Below are 18,893 nucleotides of genomic sequence, written 5' to 3'. Positions count from 1 at the left end.
ATAACCTTTCGAGGGGAAGAAAACGTGAAACCAGTAGTGATTAAACGGGACGGTTGCCAGGTGCCTTTTGATGAAATGCGTATCAAAGAGGCGGTCGAACGCGCGGCGCATGCAGCCGGTGTCAATGATGCAGACTACTGCGCAACTGTGGCCTGTGCAGTCGCTCAACAAATGCAGGATAAAGCTCGCGTAGATATCCGGGATATTCAGAACGCGGTCGAAAACCTGTTGATGTCCGGTAATTACAAGCAACTGGCGCGTACTTACATCGAATATCGCCATGACCGGGACATCGCACGTGAACGCCATGGTCGGCTGAATCAGGAAATTCGCGGTCTGGTCGAGCAGAGCAACATGGCGTTGCTGAACGAGAACGCTAACAAAGACAGTAAAGTCATTCCCACCCAGCGCGATCTGCTAGCCGGTATTGTCGCCAAGCACTACGCCAAACAGTACATCCTGCCGCGAGATGTAGTACTGGCGCACGAGCGCGGCGAGATTCACTATCATGACCTCGACTATTCGCCCTTTTTCCCGATGTTTAACTGCATGCTGATCGACCTGAACGGCATGCTGACTAAGGGCTTTAAAATGGGTAATGCGGAGATTGAGCCGCCGAAGTCGATCTCCACGGCCACTGCCGTCACCGCGCAGATTATCGCGCAGGTCGCCAGCCACATTTATGGTGGCACCACGATCAATCGTATTGATGAAATTCTGGCGCCATTCGTCACCGCCAGCCATGCGAAACATAAAGCCGTAGCGGAAGAGTGGCAAATTCCAGATGCGGAAAACTATGCCCTGACGCGCACAGAAAAAGAGTGCTACGACGCCTTCCAGTCGCTGGAATATGAAGTCAACACGCTGCACACCGCTAACGGCCAGACGCCGTTCGTGACCTTTGGTTTCGGGCTCGGCATCAGTTGGGAATCACGTCTGATTCAGGAATCTATCCTGCGTAATCGCATTGCCGGGCTAGGTAAAAACCACAAAACGGCGGTGTTCCCGAAACTGGTCTTCGCCATCCGCGATGGTCTGAACCACAAAGCGGGCGATCCGAATTACGATATCAAACAGCTCGCGCTGGAGTGCGCCAGCAAGCGCATGTACCCAGATATCCTGAACTACGAACAAGTCGTGAGCGTCACCGGATCGTTCAAAACCCCGATGGGCTGCCGCAGCTTCCTCAGCGTCTATGAAGAAGACGGCCAGCAGATTCACGATGGTCGTAATAATCTGGGCGTGATTAGCCTGAACCTGCCGCGCATCGCGCTGGAGGCCGAAGGCAATGAAAGCCGTTTCTGGACGCTGCTCGACCAGCGTCTGGCGCTAGCGAAGAAGGCGCTGATGACACGCATTGCGCGGCTGGAAAACGTGAAAGCCCGCGTTGCGCCGATCCTGTATATGGAAGGCGCCTGTGGCGTGCGCCTAAAAGCGGACGACAGCATCGCAGACATCTTCAAGAATGGACGCGCTTCCATTTCGCTAGGCTATATCGGCGTGCATGAAACGATTAATGCCCTCTTCGGTAGCCACACACACGTATTTGATGACGAGGCGCTGCGTGCTAAAGCCGTGGCCATCATCGCCCGTCTGAAAGACGCGACCGAGCAGTGGAAAGCGGAAACGGGTTATGGCTTCAGCCTGTACAGCACGCCGAGTGAAAACCTGTGTGACCGCTTCTGTCGTCTGGATACCGCCGAATTTGGCGTCGTGCAGGGCGTGACGGACAAAGGGTATTACACCAATAGCTTCCACCTTGATGTGGAGAAGAAGGTGAATCCTTACCAGAAAATCGACTTCGAGCTGCCCTATCCGCCGCTGGCTAACGGTGGGTTTATTTGCTACGGCGAATACCCGAACCTGCAACACAACCTCAAAGCGCTGGAAGACGTGTGGGATTACAGCTACAGCCGCGTGCCTTACTACGGCACCAACACCCCGATCGACGAATGTTACGAGTGTGGCTTCACCGGTGAATTCGAGTGCACCAGCAAAGGCTTCACCTGTCCGAAATGCGGCAACCACGATTCGGCACGCGTTTCCGTCACGCGCCGCGTGTGCGGTTACCTCGGCAGCCCGGATGCACGACCGTTCAACACCGGTAAACAGGAAGAAGTTAAACGCCGGATTAAACATCTGGGCAACGGTCAACTGGGGTAATCCCTTCCGGGCCGCAGCAATGCGGCCCAGCTTTCGCGGCCCCGTCAGCGCACGCCCGCTTCATAACATGGGCTTATAGTATGAATTACCACCAGTATTATCCCGTTGATGTCGTCAACGGCCCCGGCACCCGCTGCACGCTGTTTGTCGCTGGCTGCGTGCATGAATGTGTTGGGTGCTACAACAAAAGCACCTGGAGACTCAACTCCGGCCAGCCGTTTACGCAGGAACAGGAAGATCGGATCATCGCCGATCTTCAGGATACGGTGATTCCACGCCAGGGTATTTCGCTGTCTGGCGGCGATCCGCTACACCCACAGAATGTGCCTGACATCCTGCGGCTGGTGGAACGTATACGCACAGAATGCCCAGGCAAAGATATCTGGGTCTGGACAGGCTATGTGCTGGCAGAATTGACGCCGGAGCAACAACAGGTGGTCGATCTCATCAACGTCTTAGTCGATGGAAAATTTGTGCAAGATCTGAAAGATCCCGCACTGATTTGGCGCGGCAGCAGTAATCAGGTTGTCCACCGCCTGCGGTGATCGATAAGCGGCTACTGAAGCGTTTGCTGCTTTCCCAATGACCGTAATTGGTCAGATTCCAGCACGGTAACCCGCGCTTTGGGTTCCGGCGAGAACGCCTGATTCAGCAATGCCTGTGCAACCGTCTTTCCCTCAATGGCTCGCCACTTTGACGGGAACAGGCGGAACAACGGAGCGGCCAGGCTTTCTAACGGGCGACTCTCTTCCCTTTCCCCCAGCAACATCGACGGCTGCGCCAGGGTCAAATGTTGCCAGCCCTGCTGCCGCAGCGATCTTTCCGTTTCTCCCTTCACCCGTGAGTAGAAGAAAGGCGATGTCGCATTCGCACTCAGCGAGCTAACCACTAAAAGATGTTTCGCTCCCAGTGCCAGCGCCACTTTTGAACCTTCCACCACCAGCGTGTAATCCACATAGCGGAACGCCTGCTTACTGCCTGCCGTCTTGAGCGTCGAGCCCAGACAGCAGAATGCGATGTCTACAGGGTCAGTCAATTGCCCTAGCGCAGCAGACAGATCGGAATCGTGCGGATTCACCACCTTCTCCGAAGGCGCCAGCGGCTTACGGGTCGGCGCATAGATCGTCTCGACCCGATTATTGGCTTTCAACAGCTGTAACAACTCGTGCCCCACTAACCCCGTTGCACCTAATAACAATACCCGGCTCATCGGTTTCCCCCTTTACTCTACGTCTTTCACTTGCCCATTTTTTTACGTTTCTGTTGTTATTTAGAGAAAATGCTATGTATGGAAAATGCCATGTGTGGCAACGCTATGCACAACAAACCTTATCTTTGCTAAACCTGCTCATCACGCTGCCAGTGGCGTTTCTTACCAAAACCCAGCGTATTGTCCGTCATTTTGACTTCTGTCAGATCGAGCCGCCAGATCGGCGCTTGCGATGCACGGGCAATAGGGAAACGCATGTTGTATCGCGCTCTGGCCTGCTGCGCTTCATCGCCCTCCAACTGCACCACCTGTCCCCGGAACTGTACGCCTTTAATCAGCATCACACTCTTCGGTTGGCCGCTGACCGTACCCGCCACCTGCGGTAGCCTCGCCATCATTTCACCGTGGCGCGTCTGCAACTCCGTCATCAGATAGAAGGCTATCTGTTGATCGTCATAAGTATAGAAGCAACTCGCACACCATAATTCCGAATTTTCACCTACGCATAATGTCAGTACGTGCAACTTCTTCAGGTAGCGAGAGATAGCGTCAAGATCGCTGCCTGTTCCTTTCGATGCTTTCTGCATGACGGCACCTCAATCCACTTTCTGAACGAATGTATCCTGCCCAACGACTCGCTGGCCTTCCGCAGAATGCGGCAGCATGGCTTGCAGAGGCTGGCCGGTGTGTTTATCCAATAGCAGGGAGTGAGGTTCCCCCTCAGCAAACAGTTGCTGTTCCCCCCACTGGCGTAGCGCCACAACGAGCGGGAATAACTGTTCGCCTTTTGGCGTCAGGACATATTCCTGATAGGCCGAGCTTTCGGAAACGGGCTGAACGGACAAAATACCTTCGTCAACCAACGTGCGCAGACGGTCGGTAAGAATATTTTTGGCAACGCCTAAATTGCGCTGAAAATCGCTGAAACGGCGGCGATTGTCGAAAGCATCGCGAATAATCAGCAGCGCCCAGCGATCGCCAATCACATCCAGCGCACGGGCGACGGGACACTCCCCCTCTTTCAGACTTTTGCGCTTCATCATGATGATTTCCTCCCCTTTTTCCTGTTCATCCTGCCTGCCTTAACTCACAGGCTGAAAAACTGACCGTGCGTTTTTTGGTTGCAGAATAAAACCAGCGTTTTTATGCTTAAACTGGTTTTATTTTGAAACCATGACAAGTGATAAGCGATAATATTATGAGAAACAGCCCTATTCATACCATGTCATCCGTCACTGAATGCGGTCTTTACACCACTACGCCGCAGTTGACCGCCTGATCACGGCACAACGATCCTTGATAAGGAAACAGCATGAGCGAACTGACTTTACTGGCTGATGCCGATGCGCGTGGCCGACGTTATCTGGCAGAGAGTACACAGCGTCGGGTTTTCCCCGATGCAGGCGCCCTCGCGGCACTCACTGAGGGTATCGAGCTGGCCGACAGGCAACATTCATCGCCGACGGCCTGCGCCATGCAGGTTTGGAGGTACTGAATCGGGTCGTGCTTAATCAAGTTCTGCCGCGGGGAGAAACCGACAGCCAAACCACGGCGATACGGGAAGCGTTACAGGTCTCGGGCAAAGCATGGTTTGGCGCCACCGTCTGGCAGGGGCGTCCGGCATTACGCATCAGCGTGTCATCCTGGCGCACGCAGGACGACAACGTAAAGGCGCTCATCGCATTGCTGACGGAAATCAAAGCGCAGATCCCACGCTGAACGAAGCGCAAGGTATAAAACGACTATCCCCGCAAACGCGGGGATAGAGAGAAACATCACCGGGCTACGGCGCACCGAAATGCGCTAGACATAAACGCTAATGCTGGAGACCTGACCCTGAAAGCGGTTCAACGCCTCTGCCGCACGTTGCAGGCTTTCGGTATTTTGCACTTCGCTACGGGATGAGGCACCCGCGACACCTTGCTGAATGGTGTCGAAAACGTTAATCGGCTGGAACACATTGGAAGGCGGCACACTGCCGACATTCTCTCGTGGCGACGAAATAAAACCCAGCAGCGCGGAGCCTTCTTCACGTCCCAACCGTCCACTACTGACAAGGCCTTCTACCGTTTCATACAGATCGGCTGGGCTAATGCGGGTGAAATCATATCGCGTCGTCTCACCTGCAGGAACGGCACCGCTGCCCGACTGATAAGACTGAAGCTGTTCGGACAGCGCCGCTTTCTCTGCATGCTCTGTAGAACGCTTCGCCATTACCTGCTGGCTGGCAAAGACGGACGACTCTGCGGCTTCAATTTTCATATCACCTCCTTACGGTAACGTATGGAAGACAAAAATCATCGGCATAGCACCTCACCATTACGGTGGGTGCAAAACTGGCGTGTTTTAATACTGACACGCAATCCCCCATCACGCCACCCAGAAACGGGATTTGGCCCTAATGGTGCTGGGAAATCCCCTCCTACATATACTTGCATGTAGTCATCTCACGGTTTATCCCCGCTGGCGCGGAGAATAGGCAAGAGTTCCGAAACTAAGAACAGACCTCACGCCGTTGGCGCATTGCTCGCTAGCGCGACGACGTTTTCTTGCTCGGCGGGTGCTTTAGCGGTTTTCTCTTTTTTCTTTTCCACGTAGGTCAGCTTTTCCTGGCTTTGCGCTGGCGGGGTTAGCGGGTGGGACTGGCCAGTGAAGATGCCGCCTTTTTCGATGGAGAGTTCGTCGGTGAAAATATCGCCAAATACTTTCCCCTGCGCCAGAATGGCTACGACGCTGGCGGCGATGCGCCCTTCAACGCAGCCGTTGATGATGATCTGCTGCGATTTCATTTCACCGTTTACCTGACCGGTGTGCTCTACTTTAATCGTGTTATCGCACTGCACATCACCTTCTACCCGACCTTCCACAGTGATGTTGCCATCCACAGCCAGAGAGCCCGTCATCCGTGCGCCCTGAGAAATGAAGGTGTCTTTTTTCACGCGCACAGGGTTCACTGAATTAATCAACTCGTTCGATGGGCTGATAGCGAGAGAGCTGTTTATTTCACTGCGCTCTTGCGGTTCTTTTGCATCTTTTTTGTTTTTATCAAATGAAAACATCGTGTTATTCCTTTTAACAGTATAGAAAAATGCGATCACGGCACTCGCGGCTAGTACGGCAGTCACTCCCTGACCGTAATAGCGAAGGGGGAATTCGCTATAAATATCAATAAGCCAGGCAACGACCAACAAGGCCCATAACGCCCATATTCCCCAAAGCAGGTTGTAATTACGCACCGGGGTAACCCCGGAAAGAGGTGGGGTGATGCATATCCTTCTCCATTCGTCCTTATTCGTCCTTTTTGCGGCTTGATTCCCGAATTCATTTAGCCACGCCCCATAACTATCGGATGGTCAGCTCTTTTATTTAGTCCGATGACCGTGGCGACGTGATGACTATCGCATAAATTTTCACCAGCGCGATGTGGGAAAGTGCGTTTTATTGATGTGTATGCGTCTCTTCGGTGAAGGGTATTGCTTAGCTAAACCGATTCTTCTATTTTAGCAAACAGTCTGATTATCGCTGATAAGAGTAACGTTATGGCAAACAGAATTTGGGTCATGGGCGACGCAGTTGTCGATCTCATCCCGGAAGATACGGAACGCTATCTGAAATGTCCCGGCGGCGCTCCAGCCAATGTCGCGGTCGGCATTGCCAGACTGGGGGGAAACAGCGCTTTTATTGGTCGCGTCGGTGACGATGTTTTTGGCCATTTTCTAAAAACGGTGCTGGAACAGCAGAACGTCGATACTCATCACATGGCGCACGACAAACTCCACCGAACCTCAACCGTGGTCGTGAGCCTCGATGAAGCAGGAGAACGCGCCTTCACGTTTCTGGTACGCCCGAGTGCTGACCTGTTTTTACAGCCGGAAGATCTGCCGATGTTCAACCGAAGAGAATGGCTGCATCTCTGCTCGATCGCACTCTCGCAGGAACCTTCGCGCAGTACCGCCTTTGAGGCAATGCGGCAGATAAAAGCCGCGCTGGGGCGAGTTAGCTTCGACCCGAATATCCGTGACGATCTCTGGCAAAGCGAGCAGGAACTGCGCGACTGTCTGACACAAGCACTGATGCTGGCCGACGTGGTGAAGCTGTCGCGCGAAGAGCTGGCCTTTCTCTGTTCAACACCGGATGTTGAAGCAGGGATTCAGCAGTTTATGCAGCGCTACCCCACTCGGCTATTGCTGGTAACGTTGGGCAGCGAAGGGGTCTGGCTACACGATCGCCACCAGCTACGACACTTTGCCGCACCGTCAGTGACCCCCGTCGACACCACGGGTGCAGGAGACGCCTTCGTTGCCGGTTTACTGCACGGTCTGGCGCAGTATGACGATCTGTCACAGCCGCTTAGCTGGGATCCGATTATCGCGCAGGCACAGCGGTGCGGCGCACTTGCCACCACGGCAAAAGGCGCAATGACCGCACTCCCGTATGCTCAACAGTTAGACACGTTTCCCTTAGTCACCCCCTAACTCCTTCCATTTAATGCGGTTACCGCCCGGTTTTGTAGTCAGGATCACAGTTACAGAATCGGGTGAGTGAAATTTCTTGCTCCCCCTCCTGATGGCTTTTATTTTCCTCATGAAAAATCGGTTTAGCAATTTAGCTAAATATGAGAAATACAAAAATAATACCTCTCCTTCACGACGAGAACGAAAAAATGAAACTAAGCCACCTTGCTGTGACGATAGGATTGTTACTCCAGTGAAGATACGTTTGGCTCCACCAGCTTTAAAGCTGGCGGCGAATGGAACTTCGGCATCCAGATGGAAACCTGGTTCTGATAATTGCCTGACCTTAGCGTCGATGACGCCTTAATCGACGCCAAAGAAACTGCATATCCGATTGAAAAAGAGGAATAACATGGATATCAACAACACCGCCGCCGCGCTCATCCCCCTCCTCGGCGGTAAAGAGAATATCGCCAGTGCTGCCCACTGCGCGACTCGTCTGCGTCTGGTGCTGAATGACGACAGTCTGGCTGACAAGAAAGCGATCGAGAACGTTGACGGCGTGAAAGGCTGTTTCCAGAACGCGGGACAAATGCAGATCATTTTCGGCACAGGTCTGGTCAACAAGGTGTATGCCGAGTTCATCAAAGCGGCAGGCATCAGTGAATCAAGCAAGTCCGAAGCCGCCTCTATCGCGGCGAAAAAGCTGAATCCACTGCAACGTCTGGCGCGTCTGCTCTCGAACATCTTCGTCCCTATCATGCCAGCGATTATCGCTTCCGGTTTGTTGATGGGGCTGCTCGGTATGATCAAAACCTATGGCTGGGTCGATGCCAGCAGCGCGATCTTCGTGATGCTGGATATGTTCAGCTCCGCTGCCTTTATTATCCTGCCTATCCTGATCGGTTTTACCGCCGCTCGGGAATTCGGCGGTAATCCCTATCTGGGCGCGACGCTGGGCGGCATCCTGACTCACCCAGCGCTGACCAACGCCTGGGGCGTCGCGGGGGGCTTCGAGACCATGCATTTCTTCGGCATGGACATCGCCATGATCGGCTATCAGGGCACCGTGTTTCCGGTACTACTGGCCGTCTGGTTCATGAGCATCGTGGAAAAGCGCCTGCGTAAAACCGTACCTGATGCACTAGACATCATCGTCACGCCGTTCCTCACGGTCATCATTTCCGGCTTAGTCGCTATGCTGATCATTGGGCCTGCGGGGCGTGCACTGGGCGATGGCATTTCTTTCTTACTCAGCACCTTGATTGCCCACGCGGGCTGGCTGGCCGGTTTGCTGTTTGGCGGCCTCTACTCCGTTATCGTCATCACCGGCGTTCATCACAGCTTCCATGCGATTGAAGCCGGACTGCTTGGCAACCCGAATATCGGCGTCAACTTCCTACTGCCGATTTGGGCGATGGCGAACGTGGCACAGGGTGGCGCGTGTCTGGCGGTATACTTCAAAACGCGTGATGCTAAAACCCGAGCGATTGCCGTTCCCGCAGGACTTTCTTGTCTGCTGGGCATCACAGAAGCGGCGATATTTGGTATCAACCTGCGCTTTATTAAACCATTCCTGGCCGCACTGGCAGGCGGTGCGCTTGGTGGCGCGTGGGTCGTCTTCCATCACGTCAATATGACGGCCGTCGGGCTGACTGGTTTTCCAGGTCTGGCCATTGTGCAAGGCGGATCGATGCTTAACTACCTGATTGGGATGTTCATTGCGTTCGGTGCTGCCTTTGTCATTTCCTTACTGCTGAAATATAAAACGGATAGCGAATAATGAAGCAAGTCCACTTACTAAAGCGCATGACGCACGCCCTGATGTCAGGCTACTCACGGAAACAGGAAGACCCGTATCGCCCGGAATGGCATCTGTCACCGTGCGTGGGTTTGCTCAACGATCCGAACGGATTTATTCATCACAATGAGCGTTACCATCTGTTTTATCAGTGGAATCCTTTATCTTGTGCCCACGGAGCAAAATTCTGGGGGCACTGGAGCTCCGACGACCTGGTGAACTGGACGCATGAACCCGTCGCACTGGTGCCGAGTGAAAGCTATGAAAGCCACGGCTGCTACTCCGGCTCTGCCGTGGTGGATCAGGGTGCGATCATGCTGATGTATACGGGTAACGTGAAATACGATGATGGCTCACGTACTGCGTTCCAATGCCTCGCCCGAGAGAATCCTAACGGTGAATATGACAAACTGGGATCGGTTCTGACGCTCCCTGACGGCTACACAGGGCACGTTCGCGATCCGAAAGTATGGCGTCATGACGACCGCTGGTACATGGTGCTAGGCGCACAGGATCTCGACTTGCAAGGGAAAGTACTGCTCTACCGTTCTGACGATCTGTTGACGTGGGAAAAGATCGGTGAGATCGCCGGCTCCCGTTTGGGCGGGTTAGGTGATTTTGGCTACATGTGGGAGTGCCCGGACCTGTTCCCGTTGGATGAAAAGGACGTACTGATCTGTTGCCCGCAAGGCGTTCCCGCCGAGGAAGAGCGCTACCTGAACACCTTCCAGGCAGGCTATTTCATCGGTTCACTCAATTACGACAACGGCGCTTATCCGCATCAGGGTTTCCACGAACTGGATCTCGGTTTTGAGTTTTACGCCCCACAAACCACACAGAGTGAAGACGGGCGACGCCTGCTGTTCGGCTGGATGTCGATTCCCGACGATAATGAATTTTTTGAACCGACAATCGAATACGGCTGGATCCACACCATGACCTGCCCGCGTGAACTCACGCTGCACGGCGAGCGCATTTATCAACGTCCCGCACGTGAACTGCAACAGCTACGCAGGCAGCACTACACCTGGCATGGTGCCGCAGACTACGCGTCCCCGCTGCATGCCAGCAGCGCGGAAATCCTCATCACCGTTCAGGGGGAATTCCAGCTCAGCCTCGCCTCGCTGCTCGTTCTCTGTTGGGATGGGGAGCGCGTCACGCTGAGCCGACGTAATCGGCGCACCAGCGAACCCGAACATCGCTACTGGCGTGGCGACCTGAGCCAATTGCAGATACTGTGCGATCGTTCCAGCGTTGAAATTTTTATCAACGACGGCGAGGCTGTGATGTCTGCACGCTATTTCCCGGAAAGTGAAGCGACGATGACGTTCAGCGGCTCTGGGCGATTAACGCTACAGCACTGGCTGTTAGCACCATGCGTGATAGAATAACGTTCCTTTTTTCTGATAGCAGATCTCGTGGTGAAACCAACTAAACGCATAACAATCAGTGACATAGCTGCGATTGCCGGTGTATCAAAATCCACCGCCAGTTTGGTACTTAACGGACGCAGCAAAGAATTTCGTGTTTCTGATGAAACCCGCGATCGCATTTTAGCCGTAGCACATGAGCAGCGTTACCAGCCTAGCATTCACGCCCGTTCACTGCGTTCCTCACGCAGCAACACGCTGGGACTGGTGGTGCCGGAAATGACCAACTACGGCTTTGCCGTCATTTCCCGCGAGTTGGAGATGCTGTGCCGTGAAGCAGGGCTACAGCTGCTGATTGCCTGCACCGACGAAAACGCCAGTCAGGAGATGATGGCGGTCAACAGTCTGGTGCAACGCCAGGTCGATGGCTTGATCGTCGCCTCCAGCCTGTTGAGTGATACCGAATATCAGAAAATTAATCAGCAGTTGCCTGTCATACAATTTGACCGGGTGATCGGCGATTCCACGTTGCCGATGGTGATTTCCGAAGCGGTGGAATCCACCGCGGAAATGGTTGAGCGCATCGCCCGCCAACATCGTGATGAATTCTATTTTCTTGGCGGTCAGCCGAGAATTTCTCCGACTCGCCACCGTCTGGAAGGCTTCCAGCTCGGGCTGGCACGCGCAGGTATCGATTGTAAGCCGGAGTGGATTATTCACGGCAGCTACCACCCCAGCGCGGGTTATGAAATGTTTGCCCAATTGTGTGCCACACTGAGTCGCCCGCCAAAAGCGCTGTTTGTTGCCGCCTGTGGTCTGATGGAAGGCGTACTGCGTTATATGAGCCAGCATAACCTGATGGAAAGTGGCATCCGACTATGCTGCTTTGACGATCACTATCTGTTTGATTGTTTACCGCTGAAGATCGATACCGTAGCGCAGGATTGTGAAAACCTGGCGCGCAGCAGTTTTGAGATGGTGACCAGCCTGATTGCACAGCAGCCTCTTGAAGAAGATCGGCGCTATATTCCGACGCGTATTCACTGGCGTCATCCTGACTCACAGGCATAAGCCAACGCCTCCTGCCAGCCTTATACATCAAGCTATACGCACAAAAGACAGGCATAAAAAAAGGAACGCGGTTTGAATTTCCCACCGCATTCCTTCCTAAAACACCCACTCAGCCGTTATTTAGCGGCTGCGGTTTCCGCACCGACCAGACCAACCTTGAGGTAGCCTGCTTTACGCAGTGAATCCATCACGCTCATGATGGTTTCATAATCGACGCTTTTATCCGCCTGAAAGAAGATGGTCGTTTCTTTGTTAGTGCTGGTTTTCGCGTCCAGTACCTGAGCCAGAGATTGCTCGCTCACCACCTCTTCCCCCAGGAACATTTGCTTATCCGCTTTTACCGTCAGATAAAGCGGTTTTTCCGGGCGCGGCTGAGGTGCTGCCGATGAGGCGGGCAGATCGACACGAATGTCCACCGTTGCCAACGGTGCCGCCACCATGAAGATAATCAGCAGAACCAGCATGACGTCAATGAACGGCGTGACGTTAATGTCATGCATTTCACCGTCATCACTCACGTCCTCCTTCAAATGCATCGCCATGACTTAACCCACCCGCAGTTTATGCGCTGCTGAAGACGCCCGGTTATCATTGCTGGCAGCCACGTCGAGATCGCGACTTTGCAGCAGCAGCACCTGTGCAGCCACATCGCCGACCATCGCTTTGTAGCTGGCAATCGAACGTGCAAAGACGTTATAGATGACAACCGCAGGAATCGCGGCAACCAGACCAATCGCCGTCGCCAGCAGAGCTTCTGCAATCCCCGGAGCCACTACCGCCAGATTGGTGGTTTGCGTCTGTGCGATACCGATGAAGCTGTTCATAATGCCCCATACCGTACCAAACAGCCCGACGAACGGCGCCACCGCACCGACCGTGGCCAGATAGCCGTTACCACGCCCCATGTGACGCCCGGTAGCCGCCACGCGACGCTCCAGACGAAACGCGGTGCGCTCTTTAATTCCGTTGTTGTCATCCGAACGTGCGGAAAGTTCTAGTTCGTTCTGCGCATCAACCAACAGTTGCTGTGCAACGCTGCCTGCTTTGAACGCGTCCGCCGTTTCCAGCGCATCATCCAGCGTTTTCGCCTGTTCTAATGCCAAATATTCACGGCGCAGACGGCGTTTCGCACCAGACATCTCAACGCTTTTACTGAAGAAGATCGCCCAGGTAATCACGGAAGCCAGCAGCAGACCGATCATCACCGTTTTCACCACAGCATCAGCGTGCTGGTACATACCCCAGACGGACAAATCGGTTTTCATCAGGTTATTGGTGCCTGGTGCCGCAGTCGCTGGAAGCGAGAGTGCTGAGGCAGGAGCATCGGTTGTCACAGGGGCTGAAGGGGATGCCGCAGCAGGCTGAGTGGCAGGTGCTGCATTCTCTGTCGATAACGGCGTCGTTGCAGGAGCCGCAAACGCATTTCCACTTAGTCCCGCCGTACACAGCAGGATAACCAGCACGCTACGGGAAAATGCGCTGAATGCGCCACGTTTTTTTTGCCAGGTTGATAACACCTGTTGAGTTGTATTACTGACAGCAGTCTTCACGCTGTGCCTCCACCATTCATTCTGTACAGTACCTGCACATACCCGCAGGTATAATGCCACAATAACGCAGCCTGAAATGATACCAAACCCTGAACGAATTGATAGTCGTTCTCATTATTATTTACACCAGATAACATACTTTTTCTTGTGTTCTGACAGGGTTTTTGGGGGTATTCCCCCGCACATCAACACGAAAGGTATAAAAAAACTACTAAGAAGAGCATTCATAAATATATCGGCAGGAGATCGATCTAAAACATCGACAATACGGTGGGGTTTTTATGATCGACGTTTTGTGATCAACATTAAGTTATCACACCATTTCATGATGGCTGGCGACAGGTTTAATGAAATAAATAGATAACAAGATGAATAATAAGATAAATAAAACACAATGTTACGTATAATCCCGTGAGGTAAACAGGAATGAAACCCATATAAAACAGCATTTCATATTAGCTTTTTCTTTTGTGACACGAGTCATTCTACGAAGTTGTATAATAGGTTAGCTTAACTCGCAGAGCATACTGATGCTGCCCCAAGAATAATGTAATCCGGCAGCCGTTTTCTCAGCCGTAAACCCACTATTCATTACGCTATTTTTCATAGACTTATATTTTTAAATCACCATTTTATTATCGATAATATCACCCCCATCTTTGGAGATAATTCAATGAAGCTGTCAAAAACATTGATCGGCGCTTGTCTGGGATCTACCGTACTCCTGATGAGCCAAGCGATTCAGGCACAACAAATTAAAGCCTCTGATGTTCACCCGGAAGGTTACCCTAATGTCGTTGCCGTTCAGAAAATGGGAGAGAAATTAAAAGCCGCCACAAATGGCCGACTGGAAATTAAAACCTTCCCCGGTGGAGTCTTGGGTGATGAAAAACAAATGATTGAGCAGGCACAGCTCGGCGCGATTGATATTATCCGTGTATCAATGACGCCCGTTGCTGCTATTTTACCGGAAATAGAAGTCTTCACGCTGCCCTATATTTTCCGTGATGAAGATCATATGCATCAAGTGCTGGATGGAAAAATCGGTCAGGAGATTGGAGACAAAATTACTAACAACAGCAAATCCAAACTGGTTTTTCTCGGCTGGATGGATGCGGGAACGCGTAACTTAATCACCAAACAGCCGGTGGTGAAACCCGAAGACCTCAAGGGCATGAAAATTCGCGTCCAGGGTAGCCCGGTCGCGCTGGCAACGTTAAAAGCAATGGGGGCCAACTCAATCGCGATGGGCGTCAGTGAAGTCTTCAGCGGCATGCAAACCGGCGTGATTGACGGCACTGAAAATAACCCGCCGACGTTTGTCGCACACAACTACCTGCCCGTAGTGAAAAACTACACCTGGAGCCGCCACTTCATTATTCCTGAGCTGTTCCTGTATTCCAAAACCAAATGGGACAAACTTTCTAAAGAGGATCAGGACCTTATCCTGAAGCTAGCGAAAGAAGCGCAGCAAGAACAGCGTGTGCTGTGGAATGAATATACTCAGCAATCTCTGGATAAAATGAAAGCTGGCGGTGTTCAGTTCCATGACATGGATACCGAGTATTATTTCAAAGCCACACAGCCCGTACGCGATCAGTTTGGTGCCAAATATCAGGATCTGATTAAAGCCGTCGCTGACGTCCAATAATCAGTCTCTCATCTCAGCGGATAAATAGCGGACTCTTGGCTAACGGATTTACGCAATGAAAACGGTGATAGTGGATAGATTTCCATTATCACCGCGCCACGGATTTGTCAGCAACATCATAAATAGCACTCTATTTATTCGCCCCTGATATCAACAATTCTTCTTCGATTACTACTTAGCGAATATAGGTGGCACAATGGCACAATATTATCTTTCTAGTATGGATGTACTCTATCGTATTGCCATGTGGGTTTCTGGTGTGGCGTTATTAATTATGACGCTAGTGATTCCAGTCGGAATATTCGCACGCTATGTATTAAATGCCGCATTATCCTGGCCAGAACCCATTTCAATTATTTGTATGGTGACATTTACTTTTGTCGGCGCCGCCGTCAGTTATCGTTCCAACTCACATATTGCTGTCAGTATGTTAACCGACAGATTGCCAGAATCCGGTAAGAAGATTTGCGTTCATCTGTCTAATATCCTGATGCTCCTGATCAGCCTGTTTATTCTCTATTACAGCACATTGCTTTGTCTGGAATTATGGGAACAACCCGTGGCGGAGTTCCCATTATTAACCGCGGGTGAAAGTTATTTACCGCTGCCTCTCGGTTCATTCATCACCGTACTCTTCATCATCGAAAAAATGTTTTTCGGCCCGCAGGATAAACGCCCTGTGGTAATGCTTGGCAGTGCTTAATTCGGAGCCAATACCATGGATGCATTTATTCTCATAGCCTCACTGGCTGTGCTGTTAGCGGTTGGCGTTCCCGTCGCCTACGCGGTCGGGTTGAGCGCCATTGTTGGCGCGTTTTGGATCGATCTACCACTTGAGGCGGTCATGATCCAGATTACCAACGGCGTGAACAAATTTTCGCTGCTGGCAATTCCTTTTTTTATTCTGGCCGGGGCAATCATGGCCGAAGGCGGCATCGCTCGTCGGCTGGTCAGCTTCGCTTACATCTTTGTCGGCTTTATTCGCGGCGGCTTATCGCTGGTTAACATCGTCGCCTCAACGTTTTTCGGTGCAATCTCCGGCTCTTCCGTCGCAGACACGGCTTCAATCGGTTCGGTGATGATCCCAGAGATGGAGAAAAAAGGTTATCCGCGTGATTTCTCCGCTGCCGTCACCGCCAGCGGTTCCGTGCAGGCCATTCTGACCCCGCCGAGCCACAACTCTGTAATCTACTCGCTGGCCACCGGTGGTACAGTTTCGATTGCCTCGCTGTTTATCGCAGGGATCCTACCCGGTCTGCTGCTCAGCCTGACCATGATGGTGATGTGTGTTGGTTTTGCCCATCGGCGCGGTTATCCAAAAGGTGAACGTGTACCGTTCCGTCAGGCGCTGAAAATCTTTGTCGATACCCTGTGGGGATTGATGACGGTCGTCATCATCATGGGCGGGATTCTGTCCGGTATTTTTACCGCGACTGAGTCTGCGGCCATCGCCTGTCTGTGGTCCTTTTTCGTGACCATGTTTATCTATAAAGATTACAAGTGGTCGGAACTGCCCAGGCTGATGTACCGCACGGTCAAAACCGTGACGATCGTGATGATCCTGATCGGCTTCGCCTCCGCATTCGGTGCCATTATGACCTACATGCAGTTGCCCGCCCGAATTACCGAGTTTTTCACCTCCATTTCGGATAACAAGTACATCATCCTGATGTGGATTAACATCATGCTGCTGCTAATCGGTACGCTGATGGACATGGCGCCGCTGATCCTGATCCTAACGCCCGTTCTGCTGCCCGTCGCCCTCTCGCTCGGTATCGATCCGGTGCATTTCGGCATGATCATGCTGGTGAACCTCGGGATCGGCCTGATTACACCGCCGGTGGGGTCAGTACTTTTTGTCGCCAGTGCGGTAAGTAAGCAGAAGATAGAACAGGTCGTGAAAGCGATGCTGCCTTTCTACTGTGGGCTTTTCATGGTGCTAATGCTGGTCACTTATATTCCCGCCATCTCGCTCTGGCTGCCCAAATTCTTCGGCGTGCATACGGGTTAGCACATTAAAATTGCGCCATGTTGATTAACTGCAATACAGAAGACATGGCGCTTTCCTTGCCTTTCCCTACCTGAAATATTTTCACCTACCTCTAATCTTACCCTACTCAAGCCCACATGCCGCCCCAGCCGTGATAACGTAGGGTTAATACATCGAATAACGCCTCCTTATTTCCTCACACTTTTGCTATCAGGAATATCTGGCGTATTGGATCATCCGGCAGGATTGAATAGAAAAGGTAATAGTGGTTATGACAAGCAAAAAACCGGCAACCGCGTTAGTCGCCGCAGGACGCAGTAAGAAATTCACCCACGGTTCCGTAAATCCCGTTATCCAGCGCGCTTCTTCGCTGGTATTCGATACCGTGCAGGACAAGAAGCATGCCGCCATTAACCGGGCTAAAGGGGCGCTGTTCTATGGTCGCCGCGGTACGCTAACCCATTTCTCATTTCAGGAAGCGATGGTGGAGCTGGAAGGCGGCGCAGGTTGCGCGTTATATCCTTGTGGAGCGGCTGCCGTTTCTAACGCGATCTTCTCTTTCGTCACGGCAGGCGATCATATTCTGGTGACGGAGTCGGCCTACGAACCCACACAGGATTTCTGCACCAAAGTGCTCAAAAAAATGAACGTCAGCACCACCTATTTCGATCCGCTCATCGGTGCCGGCATTGCCGAACTGATCCAGCCCAATACCAAAGTCGTCTTTCTCGAATCGCCCGGCTCCATCACCATGGAAGTCCATGATGTGCCAGCGATCGTACAAGCCGTGCGCCGCATCAATCCCGACATCGTTATCATGATTGATAATACCTGGGCAGCAGGCATTTTATTCAAAGCGCTCGACTTCGATATTGATATCTCCATTCAGGCGGGTACGAAATACATCGTCGGCCATTCCGATGCCATGCTCGGTACGGCGGTGGCGAATGAGCGCTGCTGGGCGCAGTTGCGCGAACACTCTTACCTGATGGGGCAAATGGTAGACGCCGATACCGCCTATGTCGCCAGCCGTGGCCTGCGCACGCTGGGCGTCAGGCTCAAACAGCATCAGGAAAGCAGCATCCGCATTGCGAAATGGCTAGCGGAACGCCCTGAAGTCGCCGTCGTTAATCACCCTGCGCTGCCGGGATGCAAAGGGCATGAATTCTACGAACGCGATTTCAACGGCTGCAACGGCTTGTTCTCCTTTGTGCTGAAAGAGAAATTAAGCAAAGAGGCGCTGGCGCACTATCTGGATCATTTTGAGCACTTCAGCATGGCGTATTCCTGGGGGGGCTTTGAGTCTCTGATTCTGGCAAATCAGCCGGAAGAACTTGCGGCTATCCGCCCGGTGAGCGGCGTGGACTTTACCGGCACACTTATTCGGTTACATATTGGACTTGAAGACAGTGACGATCTGATCGACGATCTGGCCGCGGGTTTCAGTAGGCTGAGCGCTTAGTCTGGCAAGATATCAGCAGGCTCACCGCAGCCAAACGACAAGAAACAAAATATATACCCTAAATAATTCGAGTTTCAGGACAAAACGTTAACGTTTTGAACAACGCGAAGCATTAGCCCTTTAGGCTGAGGAATCCCCAGAAAACAAGACAGGCATAGAGTTTTATGATCT

19 protein-coding genes are annotated in these 18,893 nt (G+C 52.4%); 12 read left to right on the top strand and 7 right to left on the bottom strand.

Annotated elements, in window-relative coordinates; translation table 11 throughout:
* The first annotated feature begins 24 nt into the window (after positions 1-24).
* Positions 25-2,163, top strand: coding sequence for an anaerobic ribonucleoside-triphosphate reductase (gene nrdD / locus ACKQAD_RS17750; RefSeq protein WP_409161341.1), 2,139 nt, complete (start codon positions 25-27; stop codon positions 2,161-2,163).
* Positions 2,164-2,243: 80 nt separating this feature from the next.
* Positions 2,244-2,708 carry an anaerobic ribonucleoside-triphosphate reductase-activating protein gene (gene nrdG / locus ACKQAD_RS17745; RefSeq protein ID WP_409161340.1) on the top strand — a complete coding sequence of 155 codons (465 nt, stop codon included), beginning with the start codon at positions 2,244-2,246 and terminating at the stop codon, positions 2,706-2,708.
* An 11-nt stretch (positions 2,709-2,719) separates the two neighbouring features.
* Here nrdG and ACKQAD_RS17740 read toward each other — a convergent pair whose 3' ends face one another.
* The 3 genes from ACKQAD_RS17740 to ACKQAD_RS17730 form a co-directional block, all read right to left on the bottom strand.
* Positions 2,720-3,373 (bottom strand): Rossmann-fold NAD(P)-binding domain-containing protein, encoded by a 654-nt coding sequence (locus tag ACKQAD_RS17740; protein ID WP_409161339.1) that lies wholly within the window; start codon positions 3,371-3,373, stop codon positions 2,720-2,722.
* 128 nt (positions 3,374-3,501) lie between these two features.
* The gene (locus tag ACKQAD_RS17735) at positions 3,502-3,960 is read right to left on the bottom strand and encodes a YhbP family protein (protein WP_409161338.1); all 459 of its coding nucleotides are present in this window, start codon (positions 3,958-3,960) and stop codon (positions 3,502-3,504) included.
* Positions 3,961-3,969: 9 nt separating this feature from the next.
* On the bottom strand, positions 3,970-4,416 hold the full coding sequence (locus ACKQAD_RS17730; protein ID WP_409161337.1) for a winged helix-turn-helix transcriptional regulator: 447 nt from the start codon (positions 4,414-4,416) through the stop codon (positions 3,970-3,972).
* Positions 4,417-4,685: 269 nt separating this feature from the next.
* Here ACKQAD_RS17730 and ACKQAD_RS17725 point away from each other — a divergent pair, with 269 nt between their 5' ends.
* Together ACKQAD_RS17725 and ACKQAD_RS17720 are read left to right on the top strand one after the other, a co-directional pair.
* A complete protein-coding gene (locus ACKQAD_RS17725; protein ID WP_409161336.1) occupies positions 4,686-4,868 on the top strand; it encodes a hypothetical protein in 183 nt (60 codons plus the stop codon).
* Between the two features lie 8 nt (positions 4,869-4,876).
* A complete protein-coding gene (locus ACKQAD_RS17720) occupies positions 4,877-5,092 on the top strand; it encodes a hypothetical protein (RefSeq protein WP_409161335.1) in 216 nt (71 codons plus the stop codon).
* Between the two features lie 84 nt (positions 5,093-5,176).
* Here ACKQAD_RS17720 and ACKQAD_RS17715 read toward each other — a convergent pair whose 3' ends face one another.
* Both ACKQAD_RS17715 and ACKQAD_RS17710 read right to left on the bottom strand, forming a co-directional pair.
* The gene (locus ACKQAD_RS17715; protein ID WP_409161334.1) at positions 5,177-5,635 is read right to left on the bottom strand and encodes a hypothetical protein; all 459 of its coding nucleotides are present in this window, start codon (positions 5,633-5,635) and stop codon (positions 5,177-5,179) included.
* A gap of 245 nt (positions 5,636-5,880) precedes the next feature.
* A complete protein-coding gene (locus ACKQAD_RS17710; RefSeq protein ID WP_409161333.1) occupies positions 5,881-6,432 on the bottom strand; it encodes a bactofilin family protein in 552 nt (183 codons plus the stop codon).
* Positions 6,433-6,912: 480 nt separating this feature from the next.
* Here ACKQAD_RS17710 and cscK point away from each other — a divergent pair, with 480 nt between their 5' ends.
* From cscK to ACKQAD_RS17690, 4 genes are all read left to right on the top strand, one after another.
* Complete coding sequence (gene cscK, locus ACKQAD_RS17705; protein ID WP_409161332.1) at positions 6,913-7,848, top strand: fructokinase; 936 nt, start codon at positions 6,913-6,915, stop codon at positions 7,846-7,848.
* Positions 7,849-8,239: 391 nt separating this feature from the next.
* Positions 8,240-9,610: a sucrose-specific PTS transporter subunit IIBC gene (locus ACKQAD_RS17700; RefSeq protein ID WP_409161331.1), complete on the top strand. Its 1,371-nt coding sequence runs from the start codon at positions 8,240-8,242 to the stop codon at positions 9,608-9,610.
* Complete coding sequence (locus ACKQAD_RS17695; protein ID WP_409161330.1) at positions 9,610-11,019, top strand: glycoside hydrolase family 32 protein; 1,410 nt, start codon at positions 9,610-9,612, stop codon at positions 11,017-11,019. The genes ACKQAD_RS17700 and ACKQAD_RS17695 overlap by 1 nt, the downstream gene beginning before the upstream one ends.
* A gap of 30 nt (positions 11,020-11,049) precedes the next feature.
* Complete coding sequence (locus ACKQAD_RS17690; RefSeq protein WP_409161329.1) at positions 11,050-12,069, top strand: substrate-binding domain-containing protein; 1,020 nt, start codon at positions 11,050-11,052, stop codon at positions 12,067-12,069.
* Positions 12,070-12,185: 116 nt separating this feature from the next.
* Here ACKQAD_RS17690 and exbD read toward each other — a convergent pair whose 3' ends face one another.
* Entirely contained in the window at positions 12,186-12,611 is a 426-nt protein-coding gene (exbD, locus tag ACKQAD_RS17685) for a TonB system transport protein ExbD (protein WP_409161328.1), read from the bottom strand.
* A 3-nt stretch (positions 12,612-12,614) separates the two neighbouring features.
* The gene (gene exbB, locus ACKQAD_RS17680; RefSeq protein ID WP_409161327.1) at positions 12,615-13,619 is read right to left on the bottom strand and encodes a tol-pal system-associated acyl-CoA thioesterase; all 1,005 of its coding nucleotides are present in this window, start codon (positions 13,617-13,619) and stop codon (positions 12,615-12,617) included.
* A 673-nt stretch (positions 13,620-14,292) separates the two neighbouring features.
* On the opposite strand from exbB, the gene ACKQAD_RS17675 reads away from it, so the two are divergent.
* The 4 genes from ACKQAD_RS17675 to metC all read left to right on the top strand — a co-directional run bounded on the left by ACKQAD_RS17675 (position 14,293) and on the right by metC (position 18,722).
* Positions 14,293-15,270, top strand: a complete 978-nt coding sequence (locus ACKQAD_RS17675; RefSeq protein WP_409161326.1) for a TRAP transporter substrate-binding protein — start codon at positions 14,293-14,295, stop codon at positions 15,268-15,270.
* Positions 15,271-15,466: 196 nt separating this feature from the next.
* Positions 15,467-15,973 carry a TRAP transporter small permease gene (locus ACKQAD_RS17670; RefSeq protein WP_409161325.1) on the top strand — a complete coding sequence of 169 codons (507 nt, stop codon included), beginning with the start codon at positions 15,467-15,469 and terminating at the stop codon, positions 15,971-15,973.
* A gap of 15 nt (positions 15,974-15,988) precedes the next feature.
* Positions 15,989-17,281: a TRAP transporter large permease gene (locus tag ACKQAD_RS17665; RefSeq protein ID WP_409161324.1), complete on the top strand. Its 1,293-nt coding sequence runs from the start codon at positions 15,989-15,991 to the stop codon at positions 17,279-17,281.
* A gap of 250 nt (positions 17,282-17,531) precedes the next feature.
* Entirely contained in the window at positions 17,532-18,722 is a 1,191-nt protein-coding gene (gene metC, locus ACKQAD_RS17660) for a cystathionine beta-lyase (RefSeq protein WP_409161323.1), read from the top strand.
* The last annotated feature ends 171 nt before the right edge of the window (positions 18,723-18,893 follow it).

It is taken from the genome of Pectobacterium artocarpous (genome assembly GCF_046159765.1).
Classification (GTDB): Bacteria; Pseudomonadota; Gammaproteobacteria; order Enterobacterales; family Enterobacteriaceae; genus Pectobacterium.
The sequence above is the reverse complement of the archived record's forward strand: the minus strand, read 5'-3'. Positions and strand labels throughout refer to the sequence as shown.